Annotated in this window: 19 protein-coding genes; 12 read left to right on the top strand and 7 right to left on the bottom strand. The window is 74.7% G+C overall.

From position 1 onward, the window contains the following. Window positions 1-109: 109 nt before the first annotated feature. The 4 genes from pruA (at window position 110) to LV78_RS04165 (ending at window position 3,771) form a co-directional block, all read left to right on the top strand. Window positions 110-1,738, top strand: a complete 1,629-nt coding sequence (gene pruA / locus LV78_RS04180; RefSeq protein WP_253843395.1) for an L-glutamate gamma-semialdehyde dehydrogenase — start codon at window positions 110-112, stop codon at window positions 1,736-1,738. 3 nt (window positions 1,739-1,741) lie between these two features. Next, window positions 1,742-2,665, top strand: a complete 924-nt coding sequence (locus LV78_RS04175; RefSeq protein ID WP_253843394.1) for a proline dehydrogenase family protein — start codon at window positions 1,742-1,744, stop codon at window positions 2,663-2,665. A 94-nt stretch (window positions 2,666-2,759) separates the two neighbouring features. Then, on the top strand, window positions 2,760-3,017 hold the full coding sequence (locus LV78_RS04170) for a hypothetical protein (RefSeq protein ID WP_253843393.1): 258 nt from the start codon (window positions 2,760-2,762) through the stop codon (window positions 3,015-3,017). Window positions 3,018-3,129: 112 nt separating this feature from the next. Beyond that, entirely contained in the window at window positions 3,130-3,771 is a 642-nt protein-coding gene (locus tag LV78_RS04165; RefSeq protein ID WP_253843392.1) for a class I SAM-dependent methyltransferase, read from the top strand. Between the two features lies 1 nt (window position 3,772). Here LV78_RS04165 and LV78_RS04160 read toward each other — a convergent pair whose 3' ends face one another. Beyond that, entirely contained in the window at window positions 3,773-6,253 is a 2,481-nt protein-coding gene (locus tag LV78_RS04160) for a hypothetical protein (RefSeq protein ID WP_253843391.1), read from the bottom strand. Between the two features lie 83 nt (window positions 6,254-6,336). On the opposite strand from LV78_RS04160, the gene LV78_RS04155 reads away from it, so the two are divergent. From LV78_RS04155 to LV78_RS04145, 3 genes are all read left to right on the top strand, one after another. Continuing rightward, complete coding sequence (locus LV78_RS04155; RefSeq protein WP_253843390.1) at window positions 6,337-8,004, top strand: bifunctional 3'-5' exonuclease/DNA polymerase; 1,668 nt, start codon at window positions 6,337-6,339, stop codon at window positions 8,002-8,004. A gap of 227 nt (window positions 8,005-8,231) precedes the next feature. Continuing rightward, window positions 8,232-9,629, top strand: a complete 1,398-nt coding sequence (locus LV78_RS04150) for a carbohydrate-binding protein (protein WP_253843389.1) — start codon at window positions 8,232-8,234, stop codon at window positions 9,627-9,629. Window positions 9,630-9,674: 45 nt separating this feature from the next. Then, window positions 9,675-10,361, top strand: a complete 687-nt coding sequence (locus LV78_RS04145; protein WP_253843388.1) for a helix-turn-helix domain-containing protein — start codon at window positions 9,675-9,677, stop codon at window positions 10,359-10,361. A gap of 3 nt (window positions 10,362-10,364) precedes the next feature. On the opposite strand, the gene LV78_RS04140 is transcribed toward LV78_RS04145, so the two are convergent. The 6 genes from LV78_RS04140 to LV78_RS04115 all read right to left on the bottom strand — a co-directional run bounded on the left by LV78_RS04140 (window position 10,365) and on the right by LV78_RS04115 (window position 18,647). Next, window positions 10,365-11,225 (bottom strand): hypothetical protein, encoded by an 861-nt coding sequence (locus LV78_RS04140; protein ID WP_253843387.1) that lies wholly within the window; start codon window positions 11,223-11,225, stop codon window positions 10,365-10,367. A 221-nt stretch (window positions 11,226-11,446) separates the two neighbouring features. Further along, on the bottom strand, window positions 11,447-12,619 hold the full coding sequence (locus LV78_RS04135; RefSeq protein WP_253843386.1) for a lactate 2-monooxygenase: 1,173 nt from the start codon (window positions 12,617-12,619) through the stop codon (window positions 11,447-11,449). Window positions 12,620-12,863: 244 nt separating this feature from the next. Next, the gene (gene secD / locus LV78_RS04130) at window positions 12,864-15,161 is read right to left on the bottom strand and encodes a protein translocase subunit SecD (RefSeq protein WP_253843385.1); all 2,298 of its coding nucleotides are present in this window, start codon (window positions 15,159-15,161) and stop codon (window positions 12,864-12,866) included. Window positions 15,162-15,205: 44 nt separating this feature from the next. Further along, entirely contained in the window at window positions 15,206-15,541 is a 336-nt protein-coding gene (locus tag LV78_RS04125) for a hypothetical protein (protein ID WP_253843384.1), read from the bottom strand. 495 nt (window positions 15,542-16,036) lie between these two features. After that, window positions 16,037-17,032, bottom strand: coding sequence for a tetratricopeptide repeat protein (locus LV78_RS04120; RefSeq protein WP_253843383.1), 996 nt, complete (start codon window positions 17,030-17,032; stop codon window positions 16,037-16,039). A 1,009-nt stretch (window positions 17,033-18,041) separates the two neighbouring features. Next, the gene (locus LV78_RS04115; RefSeq protein ID WP_253843382.1) at window positions 18,042-18,647 is read right to left on the bottom strand and encodes an FMN-dependent NADH-azoreductase; all 606 of its coding nucleotides are present in this window, start codon (window positions 18,645-18,647) and stop codon (window positions 18,042-18,044) included. Between the two features lie 108 nt (window positions 18,648-18,755). Here LV78_RS04115 and LV78_RS04110 point away from each other — a divergent pair, with 108 nt between their 5' ends. The 5 genes from LV78_RS04110 to LV78_RS04090 all read left to right on the top strand — a co-directional run bounded on the left by LV78_RS04110 (window position 18,756) and on the right by LV78_RS04090 (window position 22,524). Further along, complete coding sequence (locus LV78_RS04110) at window positions 18,756-19,229, top strand: MarR family winged helix-turn-helix transcriptional regulator (RefSeq protein WP_253843381.1); 474 nt, start codon at window positions 18,756-18,758, stop codon at window positions 19,227-19,229. A gap of 345 nt (window positions 19,230-19,574) precedes the next feature. Next, entirely contained in the window at window positions 19,575-19,778 is a 204-nt protein-coding gene (locus tag LV78_RS04105) for a hypothetical protein (protein WP_096491768.1), read from the top strand. A gap of 41 nt (window positions 19,779-19,819) precedes the next feature. After that, complete coding sequence (locus LV78_RS04100) at window positions 19,820-21,679, top strand: AMP-binding protein (RefSeq protein ID WP_253843380.1); 1,860 nt, start codon at window positions 19,820-19,822, stop codon at window positions 21,677-21,679. A 133-nt stretch (window positions 21,680-21,812) separates the two neighbouring features. Next, window positions 21,813-21,965, top strand: coding sequence for a hypothetical protein (locus LV78_RS04095; RefSeq protein ID WP_253843379.1), 153 nt, complete (start codon window positions 21,813-21,815; stop codon window positions 21,963-21,965). Between the two features lie 61 nt (window positions 21,966-22,026). Beyond that, window positions 22,027-22,524 carry a PH domain-containing protein gene (locus tag LV78_RS04090; protein ID WP_253843378.1) on the top strand — a complete coding sequence of 166 codons (498 nt, stop codon included), beginning with the start codon at window positions 22,027-22,029 and terminating at the stop codon, window positions 22,522-22,524. Window positions 22,525-22,550 lie beyond the last annotated feature (26 nt).

The following is a 22,550-nucleotide window of genomic DNA, read 5'->3' as shown; positions in this document are numbered from 1 at the left end:
CCATTCGTACAACGGCGGAATGGCAAGCCTAGACGTGCGGACAACGGTGTGCAGGTGACCGCGACCTACCGTTGCGGTACCCCAGCAGCACGTCGCGAAGGAGCCTGCCGTGGATGCCGTGACCTCAGTGCCCGCCCCGGTCAACGAGCCGGTGCTCGGCTACGCCCCCGGAACGCCCGAGCGCGCCGAGCTCCAGGCCAAGCTGGCCGAGCTGGCCAAGGAGCCGCTGGAGCTGACCGCGACCATCGGCGGCGAGCAGCGCGTCGGCGGCGGCGAGCGGTTCGACGTGGTGCAGCCGCACAACCACCGCGCGGTGCTGGGCACCCTGCACGGGGCCACCCACCAGGACACCCGCGACGCGCTGGAGGCGGCCCGCGCCGCCGCGCCCGCGTGGCGCGCCCTGTCCTTCGACGACCGCGCGGCGATCCTGCTGCGCGCCGCCGACCTGCTGGCGGGCCCGTGGCGCTCGACGCTGAACGCGGCCACCATGCTGGGCCAGTCCAAGACCGCGATCCAGGCCGAGATCGACGCGGCCTGCGAGCTGATCGACTTCTGGCGCTTCAACGTCCACTTCGGCCGCCAACTGCTGGCCGAGCAGCCCCAGTCCAGCCCCGGCGTGTGGAACCGCACCGACCACCGCCCGCTGGAGGGCTTCGTCTACGCGATCACCCCGTTCAACTTCACCGCGATCGCGGGCAACCTGCCGACCGCGCCCGCCCTGATGGGCGACGTGGTGCTGTGGAAGCCCTCGCCCACGCAGAGCTTCGCCGCGCACCTGACCATGCGGCTGCTGGAGGAGGCGGGGATGCCTCCTGGCGTGATCAACCTGCTGCCCGGCGACGGCCTCGCGGTGTCCGAGGTCGCGCTCGCGGACCCGGACCTGGCGGGCATCCACTTCACCGGGTCCACGCGCACGTTCCAGCACCTGTGGGGCCAGGTCGGCGCGAACATCGCCGGGTACCGCTCGTACCCGAGGATCGTCGGCGAGACCGGCGGCAAGGACTTCGTGCTCGCCCACCCGTCGGCCGACCCCGAGGTGCTGCGCACGGCGCTGGTGCGCGGCGCGTTCGAGTTCCAGGGCCAGAAGTGCTCGGCGGCGTCCCGCGCCTACGTGCCGCGCTCGGTGTGGAACCGGATCAAGGACGACTTCCTGGCCGAGGTCGAGTCGCTGAAGATGGGCGACGTCACCGACTTCTCCAACTTCCTGGGCGCGGTCATCGACCGGCGCTCGTTCGACAAGCTGTCCGGCGTGCTGGAGGCGGCGCGCTCGGACTCGTCGCTGGAGGTCGCGGCGGGCGGCACGGCCGACGACTCCGAGGGCTTCTTCGTGCGCCCGACCGTGCTGCTGGGCTCGGACCCGGAGCACGACGTGTTCCGCACCGAGTACTTCGGCCCGGTGCTGGCCGTGCACGTGTACGAGGACGGTGACTACGACACCGTGCTCAAGCAGATGGAGTCGGTGTCCCCGTACGGCCTGACCGGCGCGATCATCGCCCGCGACCGGGCGGCCGTCGCGCACGCCCAGCAGGTGCTGCGGTTCGCGGCGGGCAACTTCTACGTCAACGACAAGCCGACCGGCGCGGTCGTCGGCCAGCAGCCGTTCGGCGGCGGCCGGGCCTCGGGCACCAACGACAAGGCCGGTTCGGTGCACAACCTGCTGCGCTGGGTCAGCCCGCGCTCCATCAAGGAGACCTTCGTGGCCCCGACCTCGGTCGCCTACCCCCACCAGGAGGGCTGACCCGTGCTGCGCTCGGCACTGCTCGCGGCCTCGCGCTCGGCGGCGACGAGGTCCCTGGTGGAGAGCACCCCGCTGACCAAGCCGGTGGTGCGCAGGTTCGTGGCGGGCGAGACCACCGCGGACGCGATCGCCGCGACCGGTGAGCTGCTCGCGGACGGCAGGCTCGTCACCCTCGACCACCTGGGCGAGGACACCAAGGACGCCGCGCAGGCGACGGGCACGGTGCGCGCGTACGTGGAGCTGCTGAAGCGGCTGGACGACGCGGGGTACGCGGACCGCGCCGAGGTGTCGGTGAAGCTGTCGGCGGTGGGCCAGTTCCTGCCGGTGGACGGCGAGAAGATCGCGCTGGAGAACGCCAGGGCGATCTGCTCGGCGGCGGCCGACGCGGGCACGACGGTCACCCTGGACATGGAGGACCACACCACCACCGACTCGACGCTGTCGGTGCTGCGCGAGCTGCGGGTGGACTTCCCGTGGGTGGGCGCGGTGCTCCAGGCGTACCTGAGGCGGACCGAGCAGGACTGCCGCGACCTGGCGGTGGCGGGGTCGCGGGTGCGGCTGTGCAAGGGCGCGTACCAGGAGCCGGAGTCGGTGGCGCACCAGTCCAAGGCCGAGGTGGACCTGGCGTACGTGCGCTGCCTGAAGGTGCTGATGGCGGGCGATGGCTACCCGATGGTGGCCTCGCACGACCCGAGGCTGATCGCGATCGCGGGCGAGCTGGCGGCGGGGCGCGGGGCGGACGGGTACGAGCACCAGATGCTGTACGGGATCCGGCCGGACGAGCAGGTGCGCCTGGCGGCCGAGGGGCGGCGGATGCGGGTGTACGTGCCGTACGGCGGGGAGTGGTACGGGTACTTCATGCGCCGCCTCGCCGAGCGCCCGGCGAACGTGGCGTTCTTCCTGAGGTCGCTGGCGACCACGGGGTGACGCGCGGGCGCGCGTGAGGTGTGCTGGACTCGGGACCGGGGCCTGCCTTCGAGGCGGGTCCCGGTTCCGTCGTTCTCCGGCTCTGGAGGAGCGCGTGAAGGCGCACGGCTTCACGGTGCACAACCCGTACGCGCGCTGCACGTCGGCGTACGCGGCCACCGCCGCCGAGTCGCGCCGGAAGGCGACCGCGAAGCTGCGGGCGGTGGGCCTGCGCCCGCTGAAGGAGGACCGCGCGGGGTGGCCGGTGCCGACCGAGCTCGTCCTGGGTTCCCCGGACGAGGTGTGGCTGTGCGACCTGACCCCAGGGAGCCGCTGGGTGCGGGCCGAGGAGTTCCGGCTCGACGACGGCTGATCCCACCGGCAGCGGTGTCGGCCGGGCGCGCTCGGCGCTAGCGTGCCGGGGCAGGAGCACCGGCGATCGTGGTGCCGGGCCGCCCCCGGCGCCGGGACAGGAGCGCTGCGCGATGACCGTCCACGGCGGACACCTCCCCGATCCGGCCGCGCGGGCGTTCGACGCGCTCGGCGCGGACTACGAGCGGGCCTTCGCGGACCTGCCCGAGCAGCTCGCCGCGCTCGACTGGTTGCTGGCGGAGCTGCCCGAGGGGGCGCGGGTGCTCGACGTCGGGTCGGGCACCGGAAGGCCGACCGCCGAGCGGCTGGTGGCCGCCGGGCACCGGGTGACCGGGTGCGACGTGTCCACGACGATGGTCGAGCTGGCCCGCGAGCGGGTGCCGGGGGCGCGGTTCGAGCTGGTGGACGTGCGCGAGCTGCCCGCCGCGCCGGAGTCGCTGGACGCGGTCACCGCGTTCTTCCCGCTGCTCCAGATGCCGCGCGCCGACCAGGCCCGCGTGCTGGCCGACCTCGCCGACCGGCTGGTCCCCGGCGGTCTGCTGGCCGTGGCGACCGTGCCCGCCGACGTCGAGGGCGTCGACCTGCTCTGGCTGGGCCAGCCGGTGCGCTGCACGAGCTTCCCGGCGCCCGCGTTCCGCGCGCTGGTCGAGTCCACCGGGTTGCGGGTCGAGCACGAGCGGCCGGGGGTGTTCCGGCCGGACTTCCCCGGCGCCGAGCCCGAGGAGCACCTGTTCCTGCTGGCCCGCAAGCCGTGACCTAGCGCGCGCCTCGGGTGCGCTCCTCCGCGCCGCTGAACCGCTCCCGCTCCCCCAGCTCGCGCAACCGCCCCCTGGCCTCCTCGGGGTCCGGGTGGGCGCGCACCACCGCGTCCACCGCGCCGACGACCAGGTCGGCGGGCGCGCCCGACTCGCGCAGCACGGTCGCCGCCCGGTGCGCCGCCTCCAGGGCCGCCGCACCGCCCTCGGCGGCGGCGAGCCTGGCGTGCAGGGCCAGCGCGTCCGCGTACCGGCGGTCGGCCCGCAGCTGCTCGGGCGCGCGCGCCAGGTGCCACAGCAGCACGGCGGCCCGCGCCCGGCCCGCTCCCTCGCGGTCGTGCTCGGCCACCCGGTGCGCCGCCGCCGCGTACGCGACCGGCGCGCCGAGGTGGTGCCCGATGAGGTCGCGCCACAGCTCGGCGACCAGCTCGGCCAGCCGGAGCGCGGTGGGCCCGTGGTCGGCGCCCGCGAGGTCGTCGACCAGGTCGTGCAGCGCGCCGGTGACCCGGTCCGCCTGCGCCACCAGCACCCGCCTCGGCAGCGCGCGCACCGCCTCCAGCACGTCGTCCACGGCGCTGACCGCCTCGTGCCCGCGCCCGTTGTGCAGCAGCGCCCGCACCAGCCCGACCCGCGCCACCACCAGCTCGGCCGGGTAGCCGCGCAGCCGACCGGCGATGTCGACGGCCTCCTGCGAGGCGCACAGCCGCTGCCCGCCGGTGAGCAGCGCGGCCTGCCCGACCAGCGACCCGGCCAGCGCGGCGAGGGCCCGCTCCGCGCCGCCCGCCGCGTGGTCGCGCCGGGCGAGCACCGCCTCACCGGCGGCCTTCACCGCCTCGCCCGCCTCGGCCGGTCCGGCGAGCCTGCTCAGCCGCTCCAGCGCGGCGGCCAGCTGCGGCCCGAACGCCACCGGGTTCACGTCGGCGAGCCGCCGCAGCACCCAGATCGCCTCGTCCACCAGCGCCCTTGCCCGCTCGCGGTGCCCGCGCGGCGCTAGCAGGTCGGCGGCACTGGTGAGGGCGCGGGCGAAGTCCGGCTCGTAGCGCGGGTCGTCCGCCGCGACCCGCCGCCACCGCCGCACCGCCGCGTCGGTGGCCTGCGCGCCGTCCTTCCCGGACTCGAACGCGCGCACCGCGAGCTGGTGCGAGACGCGGGCCAGGTCCATCCGGAACAGCGCCGGGCTGTGCTCGGCCAACCGCTGCTGGAGCGCGCACGCCTCGGTGAGCGCGAGCAGCGAGGCGGACTGGTCGCCGAGCCCGGCGTGCCGCAGCCCCAGCTGCTCCAGCGCGGCGGCCAGCCGGGGCAGGCAGTCCTCGTCCTCGGCGGCGGCCAGCTCGCACAGCGCCACCGCCTCCTCCGAGGCGCGCAGCGCGTCCACCGGGCGACCGGCCGCGACCAGGCGCACCGCGAGGTCGCCGACCGCGTCGGCCAGCGCGCTGCGGTGCTCGACCGGGTCGGCGTCGGCGAGGTCCCGGTACAGCTCGACCTCGGCGAGCGCGGCCTCCACGGCCTCCGCGCGCAGGTGGGCGAGCGCGGCGCGGGCGCTGAGCGTCCCGTGCAGCTCGGCCCGCTCCACCGGGTCGTCCCCGGCGTGGTCGAGCAGGGCGCGGGTGAGCTGGGCGGCCACCGGGTCGCCGTGGAAGCGCTCGTCGTCGAACACCCGCCTGGCCACGGCCGCCACCGCGCGCGGCGGCAGTCCGGCCAGGGTGGCGGCGGTCGCGGTCGGCACCAGCTCGGGGCGGGCGGTGAACAGCTCCTCCACCCGGTGCAGCACGTGCGGCCAGCGCCGGGCGGCGCGCACCAGGGTCTGCAGGGAGCCGGGGGTGCGCTCGGGGTCGATCCGCTCGTCCAGCAGCGCCACGGCGAGCACGTCCTCGGCGAGCCTGCCCGGCGGCGGTTCGGCGGTGGGGTCGAGGCTGACCAGCCACCGCACCAGCTCCACCTGGCCGCCGCGCACGCCGTGCACCTCGGCCAGCGCGGCGAGGTGCAGGTCGAACGCCGTGCGGAACACCGAATCGGTGCTGGACGCGCCGCGCGCGCCGGTGATCGTGCCCGCGAGCGGGTTCGGGGCGGGCAGGCCGAGGGCCGCCGCGTAGTAGCCGCAGGCCTGGGCGAAGTCGCCGGGGTCGGGGTCGAGCCGCAGCTCGCCGGAGGTGTGGTCGAAGTCGGCGGCGCGCTGCCTGGCGGCCGACCACCACCAGCCCGCCTCCCGCGCGATCAGCAGCAGCCGGGGGTGCTCGGCGAGCGCCCCGCGCAGGTCGGCGGCGGGCAGCAGGTCCGCGTCGTCGATCACCGCGACGATCCCGGCCTCGTGCGCGAGCCGGGTCTTGCCGACCCCGGCCGGGCCGTGCAGCAGCAGCAGGGACGGGCCGCGCGAGCTGTCGCGCCAGCGCCGCAACCGGCCCAGCTCGGCGGTGCGCCCGTGGAGGGGCACGGCGGCGCGCAGCGGGTCGAGCAGCTGAGCGGGGGAGGGCGTCCGGTCCACGGCGCACATCGTCCTCAGCGGCGGGTGACACGAAAGAGACATCCCCGCCGTCGTTGTCGGGGGTGGCGCGCAGAATCAAACACATGTTCGCTGCCTTGGTCCGCGAGGGCGACAACGCGGGACGCCTCCAGGCGCTGTCCGACGACGGCGTGCCGGTCGGCGCGCCCGTGCGCACCCACGACCTGGCCGCCGAGGTCGCGGCGCACGAGGCCGCGCACCGGCCGCGCTGGCTGTGGGCGTCGACCGAGGAGGTGTACCCGGAGCTGCTGGCGCGCGGGGTCCGGGTGGAGCGGTGCCACGACCTGCGGCACGTCGAGCAGCTGCTGCTCGCGCACCGGGGCGGGCACCGCGAGCCGCGCGACCTGGCGGCGGCCGTGGCCAGGCTGGACGGGCTGCCCGCGCCCGACGACGTGGCGCCGCGCAAGAAGGACGACCAGCCGGTGCTGTTCGAGCCGGAGCGCGCGCCGCTGCCGGGCGGGGCCGATCCGCTGGACGCGGTGCTGCGGGTGCACGCCGAGCAGCGGCGGGTCGCGGCCGGGCTGCCGCCGTCGCTGCGGCTGCTGTTCGCCGCCGAGTCCGCGAGCGCGCTGGCGGGCGCGGAGATGACGCACTTCGGGCTGCCGTGGCGGCGGGACGTGCACGAGGAGCTGCTGGCCGACCTGCTCGGGCCGAGGACCGCGCCGGGGGTGAGGCCGCGCAGGCTCGCAGAGCTGGCCGACCGGATCGCGGCGGCGTTCGGCGGGCGGGCGGTGAACCCGGACAACCCGGCGAGCATCGTGCGCGCGTTCGCCAGGGAGGGCGTGGACGTGCCGTCCGCGCGGGCGTGGGTGATCAAGGAGCTGGACCACCCGGCCGCCGAGCCGCTGCTGGCGTACAAGGAGCTGGCGCGGTTGTGGGTGGCGCACGGCTGGTCGTGGCTGGACGCGTGGGTGGCGGACGGGCGGTTCCGGCCCGACTACGTGGTCGGCGGGGTGGTGTCCGGGCGGTGGGCGACCAGGGGCGGGGCGGCGCTGCAGATCCCGCGCTCGCTGCGCACGGCGGTGCGGGCAGATCCGGGGTGGGTGCTGGTGGCGGCGGACGCGGCGCAGCTGGAGCCCAGGGTGCTGGCGGCGCTGTCCGAGGACCGGCGGCTCGCCGAGGTGGCGGGCGAGGACGACCTGTACACGACGCTCGCGGCGGACTCGTTCGGCGGCGACCGGGGGCAGGCGAAGATCGCGATGCTGTCGGCGATGTACGGCGGGACCAGCGGCGGGGCCGGGGAGCTGCTGGCGGTGCTGCGGCGGCGGTTCCCGGACGCGGTCGGGTACGTGGAGCGGGCGGCGCGCACCGGTGAGCGGGGCGGGGTGGTGCGGTCGCGGCTGGGGCGGACCTCGCCCGCGCCGTCGCAGGCCTGGCACGAGGTGACCGGCAGCGCGGACGACGGGGAGGACGCGCTGCGGAAGGGGCAGCGGGCGGCGCGGGAGTGGGGGCGGTTCACCCGGAACTTCGTGGTGCAGGCGAGCGCGGCCGACTGGACGGCGGCGCTGCTGGGCGCGCTGCGAAGACGGCTGCACGAGCGGGCGCCGGAGGCGCACCTGGTGTTCTTCCAGCACGACGAGGTGCTGGTGCACTGCCCGGCGGGGGTGGCGGAGGTGGTGTGCGCGGAGGTCGTCGGGGCGGGCGAGGAGGCGTCGCGGTTGGTGTTCGGGGGGACGGACGTGCGGTTCCCGCTGAAGGCGGTGGCGGTGGAGCGGTACTCGGACGCGAAGTAGGCGGACTGGTGGGAGGACCTGCCGCACCTGGCGCGGTCGATCCGTCCGCCGGGTCCGGTCGATCCGTCCGCCGGGTCCGGCTCGGCCCTCCGGCGGCGCTCGCACCCCGTCCGTTGGGTGCCGGAACTTCGGTTTTGTCGCAAGTAGCGCCGGTCGGCCCCTTGCCCTCGGCCCGTGAGAGCGCTCTCATGATGTGGCCGCCGCGTGACGAGGAGGTCACCCGAGCCATGTCCGACACCAAGCGCAGACGACTCATGGCGGCCGCGGCCGCGTTGGCCGTGGTGGTCCCCGCGGCAACGCTCGCGGCCGTCTCGGCGAGCGCGTCCGTCCCGAGCCAGCCCGGATGGACGCTCCAGTGGAGCGACGACTTCGACGGTCCGGCGAACACCCTGCCGTCGTCGTCGAACTGGATCATCGACCAGGGCCACGGCTACCCCGGCGGCCCCGCCAACTGGGGCACCGGCGAGATCCAGAACTACACGAACAGCACCAGCAACCTGAAGCTCGACGGCTCCGGCAACCTGCGCATCACCGCCCTCAAGGACGGCGCGGGCAACTGGACGTCCGGCCGCGTCGAGACCCAGCGCGCCGACTTCAAGCCCCCGTCGGGCGGCAAGCTCGCGATCGAGTCCCGGCTCCAGATGCCGAACGTGACCGGTGACGCCGCGCTCGGCTACTGGCCCGCGTTCTGGGCGCTCGGCTCGCCGTACCGGGGCAACTACTGGAACTGGCCCGCCATCGGCGAGTTCGACATCATGGAGAACGTCAACGGCCTCAACAGCGTGTGGGGCGTGCTGCACTGCGGCGTCAACCCCGGCGGCCCGTGCAACGAGACCAACGGCCTCGGCGCCAGCCGGGCGTGCCCCGGTTCCTCGTGCCAGTCGGCGTTCCACACCTACCGGTTCGAGTGGGACACCTCGGTCAGCCCGCAGCAGCTGCGCTGGTACGTCGACGGGCAGCAGTTCCACAGCGTCAACCAGGGCCAGTTCGACGCCACGACGTGGAGCAACATGACCGGCCACGCCGGGTACTTCGTGCTGCTGAACCTGGCGATGGGCGGCGCGTTCCCCAACGGCGTCGCGGGCTTCGGCACGCCCACGGCGGCCACCCAGTCCGGGCACTCGCTGGTGGTCGACTACGTCGCGGTGTGGTCGGCGGGCGGTGGCGGCACGAACCCGACCACCACGACCACTCCCCCGCCCGGCGGCAGCGGCTGGGACGCGTACGCGGACATCCAGGCCGAGCAGGCGACCACGCGCAGCGGCGGGACCGTCGAGTCCGCCTCGGACACCGGCGGCGGGCAGGCCGTGGCGCGGCTGGGCAACGGGAACTCGCTGAAGTTCTCCGGGGTGCGGTTCGGCGGCGGCGGGGCGAGCCAGTTCCTCGGCCGGGTCGCGTCGGGCGCGGGCGCCGGGATCAGCGGGCTGGTCGAGGTGCGGTTGGGCAGCCCGACCGCGGCGCCGGTGGGCAGCTTCTCGGTGGGCGGCACGGGTGGCTGGCAGAGCTGGCGGACGGTGCCCGCGAACATCAGCCGGGTGACCGGGACGCACGACGTGTACGTCACGTTCACCAGCGGTCAGCCCTCGGCGTTCGTGAGCGTGAACTGGGTGAAGTTCGGCAACTGATCGGTTGACGGGTGACCGCCCGCCCTCCCGGCTACCGTGGGACGCGTGTACCGGGAGAGGCGGGCGCACCCGGCTCTGCGCTGCGTGTGGCGGCGCGAGGTCGACGCGGGTGCGGCGGGCGGCGACGTGCGGGTCGTGCCGGACGGCTGCACGGACCTGCTGTTCTCCCCCGGCGACGGCAGGCTGTTCGTCGCCGGGCCGGACACGCGGGCGCACCTGAGCGCCGAGTCGGGCGCGCTGCACGCGGTCCGCTTCCCACCGGGTGTGGGGCCCTCGGTGTTCGGGGTGCCCGGTGACGAGCTGCGCGACCGGCGGGTGCCGCTGGACGCGCTGTGGGGCCCGGTCGACGCCCTGCTCGACCGGCTGCTGACCGCCGCCGACCCCGAGGCGGTGCTGGCGGAGGAGTCGGTGCGGCGGCTGCGCGAGTCCCCGCCGGACCCGGTGGCGCGGGTGATCGCGGCGGCCGTCGTGCGCCCCGGTGGGGTGGCGGGGATCGCGGACCGGGTCGGGCTCGGCGAGCGGCAGCTGCGGCGGCGCAGCGCGGCGGCGTTCGGGTACGGGCCGAAGGTGCTGCAGCGGGTGCTGCGGTTCGACCGGGCGGTGGCGCTGGCGCGCGCCGGGACCGGGTTCGCGGAGACCGCGGCGCGCACCGGGTACGCCGACCAGGCGCACCTGGCGCGCGAGGTGCGGGAGCTGGCCGGGGTGCCGCTCGGAGTGCTGGTCGGGCGGTAGGGCTCAGCCGTCGAGCCTGCCGTGCGCGCGCAGGGCCAGCAGCGCCTCGATGGTGACGATGGGCCGCCACTCGTGCTCGGTGGCGGGCGTCCACACCGGCCACGGGAACGTCCAGCCGCCGTCGTCCTGCTGCTTGGCGGCCAGCGCGTCGAGGTCGCGGGTGAGCTCCTCGGCGGTGAACCAGCGGGCGGCCAGCGAGTCCGGGGTGGGCGCGTAGTCGTGCGGCTTGTGCACCTCGCCCGCCGCGTACCCCTCGTGCACCGCGCCCGAGCCCAGCTCGACCAGCCCCTGCGCGCGCACCAGCTCGCCGAGCTTCTCGGCGGCCCGCTCGGCACGCGGCCGGTCCGGGACGTGGTCGAGGAACCGCAGGCAGCCGTTGACCTCGTACGGGTGCGACTTCTCCAGCGACTCGACCCGCTCCCAGCAGAACGCGGTGGCCGCGTCGAGCCAGGGGTGGACGGCGCCGATCTTGTGCAGGGTGCCCGCGAGCAGGCCGGTCATCAGCAGGTCGCTGGCCGGGTCGGCGACCCACCAGGGCGCGGACGGGCCGTCCGAGGCCAGCGAGTTGGGCACGCCGCCGTCGTCGTTGGTGATCGTGGCGAGGAAGTCGCAGGCGGCGGAGCCGTGCGAGCGGTCACCGGCCTCGTCGAGCAGGCTGAGCGCGGTGTGGACGTGCAGCGGCTGGCTCGCGGGCCCCCGGCCGTCGGGTTCGAGCGCGTGCCCGAACCCGCCGTCGTCGTTGCGGTGCGCCAGGACGGCGTTGACGACGGGCTCGGCGGGGCCGCCGTCGAACAGCAGGGCGAACCGCCGCTGCTCCAGGGCGCGGGCGTGCAACCAGACGAATTTCCGGGCTCGTTCGATCATGGGGCCGACCTTAGGCGCGCGGCGGGGGCGCGGTCTTGAAGGAAACGGACACGCCCCCGAACGGGGTGGGCGGACGGGGCTGCGCTCGGGGGCGGCCGGGCGGGGGCGAGGCGGCGGAGGGCAGGCGGTAGGCCAGGCGGCGGCAGGCCAGGCGACGGGAGGCAGGCGACGGCGGGTCAGGCGGCGGGGGCAGGTCCTGCGGCCGGGTGCGGGAGCCGGGGTCAGCGCCCCGGCGCCGGGCGCAGGGCGTCCCGCCCCAGCTCGGCCGGGCTGCGGTGCCCGGACAGGCCGAGGGTGAGGTCGAAGTCGGCGAGCAGGGAGCGCAGCACGTGCCGCACGCCCTGCTGCCCGCCGTGCGCGAGCCCGTACGCGTAGGGCCTGCCCAGCAGCACCGCGCGCGCCCCGAGCGCGAGCGCCTTGAGCACGTCGGCCCCGCCCCGCACGCCCGAGTCGAACAGCACCTCGATCCGACCGGCGACCGCGTCCACGACGTCCGGCAGCGCGTCGAGCGCGGCCACCGCGCCGTCGACCTGCCTGCCGCCGTGGTTGGACACCACGACCCCGTCCATCCCGGCGTCGGCGGCGCGCAGCGCGTCGTCCGGGTGCAGGACGCCCTTGAGCACGATCGGCCCGCCCCAGTGCTCGCGCAGGAACGGCAGGTCCTCCCAGCGGTGGTCGGTGCCGGTGAACATCTGCACCCAGCGCAGCACGGCCTCGGTCAGGTCCTCCTCGGGCGGCGCGCTCAGGCCCGCGCGGAACACCGGGTCGCTGAACGGGGTGGCGGTGCCGATGCCCCGGATGAACGGCAGGTAGGCGTGGTCGAGGTCGTGCGGGCGCCAGGCGAGGGTCCAGGTGTCGAGGGTGACCACGAGGGTGGTGAACCCGGACTCGCGGGCCCGGTCGAGCAGGCTGGCGCACACCTCGGGCTCGTTGGGCCGGTAGAGCTGGAACCAGCGCGGCCCGTCACCGGCGGCCTCGGCCACCTCCTCGACGGTGTGCGAGGAGGCGGTGGACAGCACGAACGGCACGCCCAGCTCGGCGGCGGCGCGGGCGGTGGCCAGCTCGCCGTCCGGGTGCAGGATCGACTGGACGCCGATCGGGGCGAGCAGCACGGGCGCGGGCATCTCGGTGCCGAGCACGGTGACGCCGAGGTGCCGCTGGCTGGCGCCGGTGAGCATCCGGGGCACGATCCGCCACCCGTCGAACGCCTCCCGGTTGGCGCGGGCCGTCGCCCCGCTCCCGGCGGCCCCGGCGACGTACCAGTAGGGACCGGGCCCGAGCCGCTGCCGGGCCGACTCGGCCAACCCCTCGGGGTCGGTGGTGAACGGCGGCACGGTGCCCGCCAAGCCCTGGAGGTAGATCTCGTTCTGGTAGGCGGCGAACTGAGCAGTCACGTCGTTCCACCCTCCGCTGGGCCGCACCGCACCGCTTCGGACTCCAGATCATGCTGGTGCCACCCCGCCGCACCCGCAAGCCGCGACTCCGCAGGGGCGCGGTCGTGCGCGGGCGCACGGTCGCGCACGGGCGCGGCGGTGGACGCGTGAGAGCCCCACCCGCGTGGCGCAGGCCTGCGGGTGGGGCTCTCACGTGGACGGGGCGGCGGCCCCCGGTGGCGTCAACCGGTGCGCGGCGGGCAGGTCACCCCTCGTCCCGCTCGCCGTCCCTTCGCACGTCCCGCTTCACGTCGCGCTTCACGTCGCGCTTCACGCCCTGCTTCACGCTCTGCTTCACGTTGCGCTTGCGGGTCGGGCGCTTCGCGCGGCCCGCGTTCGGCCCCCACCGGCCGTCCAGGGCGATCGCGATCGGGGCCGCCGTGACGATCGTCGACGTGGTGCCCGCGACCAGGCCGATCAGCAGGGCGGTGGCGAAGTCGGCGAGCGAGCCGTCGCCGAGCACGAGCAGGGCGGCCAGGACGAACAGGACGCCGATGCCCGTGTTGACCGTCCTCGGGATGGTCTGGAGCACGGCGCTGCCGACGAGCTCCGGGTAGTCGCGCCTAGGATCGGCCCTGCGCAGCTCGCGGACCCGGTCGAACACCACCACCGAGTCGTTGACCGAGTAGCCGATCACGGTGAGCAGCGAGGCCAGGAACACGCCGTCCGCCGTCTTGCCCATCCAGGCGAACGCGCCGACCAGCACGACCACGTCGGCGACCAGCGCGGACACCGTGGCCAGGCCGAGGCGCCAGTCGAAGCGGTAGGCGAGGTACGCCAGCTGCGCGGCCACGGCGATGGCCAGCGCGATCAGCGCGTTGCGGCGCAGCTCGTCGCCGAGGCTGGGGCCGATCAGCTCGTTGGCGACCTGCTCCGCGCCGCCGGTGGCGCGGTCGACCGCCTCGCCGACCCGCGCGGACGCGGCCTCGTCGATCGGGCCGGTGCGCACCGACACGCCGCTGTCGCCGGAGGTGACGACCACGGCGTCCGGGAAGCCCGCGTCGGCGAGCGCGGCGCGCACCCGACCGGTGTCGGCGGAGGCGGCGGTGAACTCCAGCATCCGGCCGCCGGTGAACTCCACGCCGAGGTCGAGACCGCGCACGACCAGGCCGGACAGCGCGGCCACCGCGATCAGCGCGGCGGCGACCAGCCAGCGCGCCGGGCGGCGGAACAGCACGATGCCGCGCCCGGTCAGCCAGGTGCGCACCCGGCCGAGGTCGTGCAGGCCGCTCCAGCGCGGGCGGCGCTCCAGCACCGGCATGATCAGCTGGAGCAGGACGCGGCTGAGCACGAGCGCGCTGAACAGCGAGGCGATGACGCCGATGGACAGCGTCACGCCGAAGCCCTTGACCGGTCCGACCGCCAACCAGAACAGCAGGCCCGCCGCGAGCAAGGTGGTGGCGTTCGAGTCGGCGACGGCGCTGAACGCGCCCCGGAACCCGAGGTCGACCGACCGGGGCATCCGGCGGCGGCGGGCGAACTCCTCGCGGGCGCGCTCGAACACCAGCACGTTCGCGTCCACGGCCATGCCGACGGCCAGCACGAACCCGGCGAGGCCGGGCAGGGTGAGGGTGGCGCCGATCGCGAGCAGCGCGGCGTAGGACACGGCGGCGTAGGCGACGAGCGCGAGCACCGCGACGAGGCCGGCGAGCCGGTACACGCCGATCAGGAACAGGCCGGTCAGGGCGACGCCGATGATCGCGGCGCGGGCGCTGGCGTCGATGGCCTCGGCGCCGAGCGTCGGGCCGACGGTGCGCTGCTCGACCACGTCCACCGGGACGGGCAGCGCGCCGGAGCGGATGACCAGCGCCAGGTCCTCGGCCTCGTCCTGGGTGAAGGAGCCGGTGATCTGGGTGCTGCCGCCGATCATCCCGGTGCCGCAGCCGACGGACGGGTCGACCTGCGGTGACGAGATCACCTCGTCGTCGAGCCGGAACGCGATCTGCCTGCGCGGGTCACCGGGTGGGGCGCAGGCCGCCTCGGCGCTGACCCGCTGCCAGGCGGCGGGGGCGTCCCCCTGGAACTCGATGCCGACGGTCCACCCGATGCCGCCCTGAGCGGGTGAGGCCTGGGCGTTCTTGATGCCGTCACCGGTCATGACGGCGTCACCGAGCGCGATCCCGCCCCCGGACGGGGAGGGCGTGTCACCGGTTCCGGTGACGGGGTGAACGGAGAGCTGCGCGGTGCGCCCGAGGACCTCGACGGCCTCGGCCGGGTCCTGGACGCCGGGGAGCTCGACCACGATGCGGCGGTCGCCGGAGCGGGCGAGCACGGGTTCGGCGACGCCGAGCTCGTCGACCCGGCGGCGCAGCACCTCCATGGCCCGGTCGGTGGCCTCGGAGGCGCTGCCGTCGGGCGTTTCGAGCACGATCTGCGTCCCGCCGCGCAGGTCGAGGCCGAGGCGGGGGGCGGTGGTGAGCAGGAGGAAGGCGGACGCGGCGAGAACGCCCAGGGACAGCAGTCCCCGGACGAGCAGTTCCCGCCGCGCGGCTGGGCGCGGCATGGGTGGATGACCTCCGGTGAGGGGGTTGGGGCGAGCGGGTTGCGTTACCGGAGGTCGGGTGGGGGCGCGCGGTCGTTGAGCGGGACCTGGGCGCGGCGGGCGAGGTCGAGGTGCGCGGCCGGAACGGCGGCGGGCCGCGCCTGCGGCGCCCGAGGCCGGTGGACGGCGGGCAGCACCCCGTCGAGCGGCTGCCCGACCTGACCGGCCGGGGCGTGCTTGACCGGGTGCCCGGTGGGCCGCGAGGTGGCGGGCAGGTGCGCGGCATCGGCGACGGCCGACGCGATGGCGACGACGGGACGGGGGTCGGTGGGCTCGACTGGACTGGCGAAGAGGTAGCCAGCGACCAGCCCGAGGACCAGCAGAACAGCCCTGTGGACCACTCCACCTCCCCCATGAGCCGAACGTCGAACCAGGTGGACCGGACGGGTTGGCCGAGTTGAACCGGACGAACCGGGTGAACGACCTGCCTGACCCAGGCTAGAGGCAGGGGGGACGGGGGTGGGGCAGGGGGAACGGGCAGCCGGGGGGAACGGGGGGAGGCGCGGGTTGGGGGCGAGCCCGTGCCTGGAGCAGGGTGCGGGGTGGACACCGAGCGGGGCCGGGGTCCAGGGCGGGCCGAGCTGAGCTGAGCGAGCCGGGCCGGGGCCGAACCGGGGTGGCCTGGGTGGGGTGGCGGTTGTGGACCTGGATGCGAGTCCCGCTCGGGGCGCAGGCTTGGGGTCAGGCCAGGCAGGTAGGGCGGGACGGATTGGGCTGGCGGTCGGTTTGCGGCTGGGGTTTGGTCCGCAGGGTGGGGGTCGGCCTGCGGGCTGGGGTCAGCCTGCAAGGTGGGGGTGGTCTGCGGGCTGGGGTTGGTCTGCTGGGCTTGGGTCGGGTTAGCGGTGGTTGCCGCTCAGGACGACCACCGCGCCGCCGAGCACGGCGAAGATCCAAGACAGGACCAGGGGTTGCATCGTGGTCGCGCCTAGGAACAGGCTGGCTGTCCACACCACCAGGACGGCGGTCGAGGCGGTGAAGGCCACACCGGCCAGGGCCACCTTCGGGCGGTGGAGTGGGACTGCCAGCAGTGCTCGGCGGGTGCCCTTGCGCGCGCGGAAGAGCACGGTCAGGACCGTCACCGCGCACGCGCCCACCAGTGCCGCCGCCAGGTAGGCCAGCGCCGGGGTCGGTTTGGGCATTCCTGCCAGCAGCAGGAGGAGGTTGCCCGCCGCCAGCAGTGCGGCCAGCCTGGTCAGCGCGGACCAGATCAGGGCGTGCGCCTTGGTCAGCGACTCGTGCGCGGGCGAGGCGGTGGGTTTGCCGCCGCGCTTGCGCCAGGCCGTGGCCAGGTTGGCCCTGACGTCCTCGTTCTCCGGGTCCAGCCGCAGCGAGGTGCGGTAGGCGTGCTCGGCGGTGTCCCAGTCGCTCACGCGCAGCGCCGCGTCACCGAGCACCTGGAACGTCCTGGCCTGCTCGGGCGCGAGCCGCGTCGCCTCCCGCGCCACGGCCACCGCCTCCCGCCTGCCGTCCGGCGCGGCAGCTAACACGTCCGCCAGCACCACCAGGCAGCGCCAGTCCCCCGGCTTGCGCCGAACGCACTCCCGCGCCGACACCACCGCCTCCCGGTGCCGCCCCAGCTCGCTCAGCGCCAACGCGGCCAAGCGCTGCGCCCACGAGTGGTCGCCGTCCAGCACCAGCGCCCGCTTCGCGGCCGACAGCGCGGGATCGGGCTGGTCGATGTCCAGAAGCGCCGCAGCCAGCTCGCACCACGCCTGCGCGTGCCGAGGGTTGACCGCCAGCACCGGGCGGAGCAGGTCGATCGCCTTGTGGGGCAAGCCCTTCGCGGTCAACTCCGCCGCCCGGACGAGCACCGCGGTGATCGGTTCGGACATGGCACCTCCCGGAGGTCTCACCCAGTGTGACAGCGCCACTACGGACACCAATGGGCGATGCGCCCAGGTCCCGCAGTCGTGAACCGCTGTCACCACACCGGGATCGGGGGTGCTGGACGACCGGAGGCCTTACCGGACAACGAGGTTGGTGCGTTCATTCAGTTGTGGGTTCGTTCGACACCTCCTTCGGGAGTTGAGGCTGCGGACCGTGACGTGGCTGTCGGCGCGCGGCTGGTTGCGCAGCCAGTCACGACCGGCTGCGACGCGTCAGTGCCGTGCACGGCAAGTAGAAGAGACATCAGAAAGGGGCGCAGAAGGGAACACCCCTGGAGAAGCGCGGAGAGCAGCCGGGCAAGACCGCAACCAGGTAGTCAGGTAGCCGGACAGCTGGGTGGTTGGGCAGCTGGCGACCGGGTGGCTGCCGGTTGGACGGCTGCTGGCCGAGTGGCTGGTGGCTGCGCGACTGGCGGTTGAGCAGCCGAGGGTTGAGCAGCAGCAGTTGAACGACTGGCGGTTGGGCAGCCGGTGGTTGAGCGGCTGGTGGTTAGGCGACCAGCGGTGGAGCGGCTGGTGGCTGGCGGATTGTTGAGCAGGTTGCGGTTGGCGACGGATGGTGGCAGCGGGGCGGCGGTGGTAGTTCGGCGCGGTGGCTGCATGTCGTGACGGCAGTGTGCAGCGGCGGCTTGGGATGAGGTGGCGGTGCGCGGTGGCAGCACGGAGTGGTGCGGCAGTGCGCGGTGACGGTGTGAGTGGCGCAGCGGTGCGTGGTGGCAGCGTGGGGTGACGCGGCGACAACGCAGGTCTGCGGCACGGTGACGACGCAGGCCAGCAGCACGGTGATGTGCGAGTCAGTGCAGGTCAGCCGGACAGTGGCGTGCAGGCCGGCGGCCCGGTGATGTGCTGGTCGGTGCTGGTCAGCGCGAGTGGGCGTGGGTGTGGCGCGCGGCTAGGTGGTGAGGGCTGCGCGGGATGGGGGCGGCCTGGGGTGGGCGGCTGAGGTGGCGCGCGGCTAGGCGGCTGCCAGGGTTCGGGCGGTGCGGTGGGCGTTGGCCAGGGACGTGGCTGCCAGGTCCTTGAACTGGGCCAGGTCGGGGACCACGTTGGCGTTGGTCAGTTCGGCGTGCACGAACTCCAGGTCGTGGTGCAGGCCGATCAGGCTGAGCGTCGCCTTCAGGTACGGCTCCTGGAAGTCGAAGCCCTCTCTCGGGGTGCCCGGCGCGTACGAGCCGCCTCGGGCGGTCACCACGACGACGCGCTTGCCGCTCAGCACGCCCCGGCCCGTTTCCCGGTCGGCCATGTACGAGCCCTGGGTCACCCAGTCCAGCCACGCCTTCAGCGACGACGTGATCGTGAAGTTGTACATCGGGGTGCCCAGCAGGACGGTGTCCGCGGCCTCCAGCTCGGCGCCCAACTCGCGCGCCAGCGGACTCTCCTCGCCGCGCATCCGGCTGGCCAGCGCCGCCGCGTCGAGGTGCGGGAGCGGTTCTGCGCCCAGGTCTCGGTACGCGTACCCGCCACCGGGGTGGGACTCGCGCCAGGCCTCGGCGAACGCGGCGGTGACCTCCCTGGACACCGATCCCTCGGTGCGAAGGCTCGTGTCGATGTGCAGCAGCATTTCGATCCCCTCTCGGAAGTTCCTGGGGAAGACGTTACGAGTGAAAACGTTCCGAGTCAAGACGTTCTTGCTGCGGATCATCCGAACGTGGGGGTACCATCCACGGGTATGGACCTCACCGCGCCTCAGCCCGACAACCGCGGCGAAGACCTGAACTGGCTGCTGCACCGCGCCGCGCAGAAGCTCAACGCGACCGCGCAGGAGGTCGCCGCCAAGCACGGCATCAGCTCGCGCGGGCAGGTGATCCTCACCGCGCTCGTGAGCCACGGCTGCGCCAGGACCCAGCTCTCGCTCGGCCACATGCTCGGCCTGGACAAGACGACGCTGACCGCCGAGCTCGACCGCCTGGAGCGGGCCGGGCTGGTGGAGCGCAAGCCCGACCCCAACGACCGCCGGGTGCGCACGCCCTCGATCACCGAGCAGGGGCGCGCCCTGCAGCAAGAGGTCGCGGTGGTGCACGGGGCCGCCGAGGCGGAGTTCACGGCCGACCTGAGCCCGATCGAGGCGAACCTGCTCAAGGCCCTGCTGTACCGGCTGATCAGCGCCGAGCGGGGCACCCCGGACAGCGGCTCCTGCCTCTGACCCCGCGCCCGGCCTCAGCACCGGCACGGAACGACGCAGAACGACCCAGACGCACGGTACGTGCACAGCACGCTCCGCCATTCGGGTGTAATAATCCACCGAACAGGTGAGAGCTAGTAGCGCATTCTCACGCACAGCCGATACGCAACAGGGTCGACACGGCACGCTCCGGTTCCGTCATTTTCACCCTTCTCGGGGACAGGACCGAAGGGGCCGTGCGACGCTAAGGACGGCTCGACACGGCTGCCCGGCGCTCGTCGCCACGGGGCCGGTCCAGCGCGCCCGCACGGGCGCGCGCCGGTCGTCCGCAGCGCCCCGCGTCGAGGAAAATGGAGGTAGAAACCTGTGAGCACAGGTAAGGAGTGGCAGATCGCCTGCCGCGACATAGCTTCCCGTCGCCGTGACATGACCGTCTTCGTCAGCCAGGGGCACGTCGTGGTCACGGTGCCGCCCGGCGAGGCCGCCGTGCTCACCCCGCTGGAGGTGGGCAGGCTGCGCGCCGCGCTGCGGGACGCCGTCGTGAACGCCTCCGACGCCCCGGAAGCCTGAACCTCTTCCTACTCGCGGGTAGGTAGTGCCACCATCGAGTGATGGGCACCTACTCGGCAGCACGGGCGCTGGCGACCCTGGTCCGCGCGGGCGTGGTGCGCCCGATGCGGCCGGACCGGTTGCTCGGCGTGCTCGGCGCCTACCTGCGCTGGCGCGTCACCCTGCCCTTCGGCTACGCCACCGGCGCGGCTCGGCACCCCGGTCGGACCGCGCTGGTGGACGACCTCGGCGCGCTGACCTACGCCGAGGTCGACCAGCGCACCACCCGGCTCGCGGCGGGGCTCGCCGCGCTCGGGGTGGGCGGTGAGCACCGGGTCGCCGTGCTGTGCCGCAACCACCGGGGGTTCGTGGAGACCGTCGTGGCGTGCGCGAAGCTCGGCGCCGACGTGGTCCTGCTCAACAGCGGGTTGAGCCCGGCGCGGCTGGTCGGCGTGCTGCGCGAGCAGGAACCGGTGGCGCTGGTGGCCGACGCCGAGTTCGACGGAGCGCTGAGCGGGGCTCCCGGCGGGATCATCCGCGTCACGGCCTGGCCGGAGGACGGCGAGAGCGCGGACGACGCGGGGACGGACGGCGCGGGGACAGGCGGCGCGGGAACGGACGGCGCGGGAACGGGAAGCACGGGGACAAGGGACGCGGGCGGGAACGCGGAGAACTCGGGAACCGGGAACGCGCGGGCCGGGCACGTGGGCAGAACTGCGCAGGCCGACCAGGCGGGCGGAAGCGCGCGGGCCGAGCACGTGGGCGGACCTGCGGAAGCGGGTGGAAGCACGCGAGCCGAGCACGTGGGCAGTCCTGCGGAAGCGGGCAGGGCAGGGTCGGGCGGCCTGCCCGGCGGAACCCGCGACCACCCCCGCACCACCCTCGACGACCTGCGCGCCACCTCAGCGCCCCTCCCCGCCCGCACGAGCCGCAGTCACGTCGTCGTGCTCACCTCCGGCACCTCGGGCCCCGCGAAGGGCGCCCGCCGCCCCGAGCCGCCGAGCCTCGCGCCCGCCGCGGCGCTGTTCTCACGCATCCCCCTGCGGCACGGCGACGTCTGCGCGATCCCCGCCCCGCTGTTCCACACCTGGGGCTTCGCCGCGTTCCAGCTCGCCCTCGTGCTCGGCGGCACGCTCGTCCTGCGCCGCCACCCGACCCCGGAAGCACTGGCCGAGGACCTGCGCGGGTGCGACGCCCTGTTCACCGTCCCCGTCCACCTCCAGCGCCTCCTGGAGGTGAACGGCCCCCTCCCCCGCCCCAGGGTGATCGCGTCCAGCGGTTCCGCGCTGCCGCCGCGCGTGGTCCGGGACTGCCTGCGCCGCACGGGCCCCGCGCTGCACAACCTCTACGGCTCCACCGAGGTCTCCTGGGTCACCGTCGCCCGCCCCGACGAGCTGGCCGCGCACCCGACCACCGCCGGGAAACCGCCGCCCGGCACCGCCCTGGAGATCCTCGACGAGCGCGGCGACCCCGTTCCCCCCGGCGAGACCGGCCGGATCTTCGCGGGCAACGACATGCTGTTCGACGGCTACACCCACGCCGGGTCCAAGGACCGGGTGCGCGGCCTCATGCCCACCGGCGACCTCGGCAAGGTCGTGGACGGCCTGCTGTTCGTCGTCGGCCGGGACGACGAGATGGTCGTCTCCGGCGGCGAGAACGTCCACCCGGCGGCGGTCGAGGACGTGATCTCCGCTATGCCCGGCGTGCGCGAGGCGGCCGTCGTGGGCGTGCCGGACGAGCGGTTCGGGCAGCGGCTGGTCGCCCACGTGGTCAAGGACGACGACGGCCCGTCGGAGGAAGCCGTGCTGGCACGGGTGCGGGCGGAGCTCGCGCGGTTCGCCGTGCCGCGCGCCGTGGTCTTCCACCGGGAACTGCCGCGCAACGCCACCGGCAAGGTCCTCAAGCGCGAACTCGGAGCGTGATCGGGCGGAACTCGGGGGTGAGCGCGCGCCGCCATGTGTGCCATGCTCCGCAAGGACGTTTGCCTCCCCTGCGTCCCAGGGCCGCGAACCGCTGCCGCGGGCCGCGGTGCCACCGAGCGAACGGAGCTTGACGATGGTTGTTAACTCTCTCCGCAGAATCCTCGCGGTCGCCGCTCTCTGCGCGTCCTTCGGCGTGGTCACGGCCGTCGCGGCGAGCGCGAGCCCCTCGGTCAACGCCTCCGCGATCGAGGACACCTTCACCCCGCCCTACTCCATCGAGCCCTGAGCACCCGCTCACCGGCCGGGGTCGTGTGACGCGACCCCGGTCCTTCGGGCACAGTGAGTGAGTGAGCACCGACGTGTTGCGCCTGCGCGCGCCCCGGAACCGGGTCAGCCGCAGGGCGATCACCCTCTGGACACTGGACGCGGCGATCGGGTGGCTGGTGCTGCTGGCGATCCAGCTGGTCCCCTACTTCCTGGTGTCCGACGCGTCGACCTGGCAGGTCGCGGGCTTGATCGCGACGGTGGTCGCGGGAGTGGCGCACACGCTGGTGATGCCCCGCTGGCGGTACCGCGTGCACCGCTGGGAGGCCACGCCGGAGGCGGTGTACACGCTGTCCGGCTGGTTGACCCAGGAGTGGCGGATCGCGCCGGTCTCGCGCATCCAGACCGTGGACACCAAGCGCGGGCCGCTCCAGCAGCTGCTGCGCCTGTCGACGGTGACCGTGACCACGGCGTCGGCGGCGGGGCCGGTGGAGATCGCGGGCCTCGACCACGCCGAGGCGGTCCGGCTGGCCGAGGAGCTGACCTCCACGACCCAGGCGACGCCGGGCGACGCGACGTGACCCCGGACGAGCGCGGGCAGGCGAAC

Origin of the sequence: Actinosynnema pretiosum (assembly GCF_024171695.1) — a bacterium.
Classification (GTDB): domain Bacteria; phylum Actinomycetota; class Actinomycetes; order Mycobacteriales; family Pseudonocardiaceae; genus Actinosynnema; species Actinosynnema pretiosum.
Note: the sequence above shows the minus strand (reverse complement) of the source record. Positions and strands in the feature narration are given on the sequence as shown.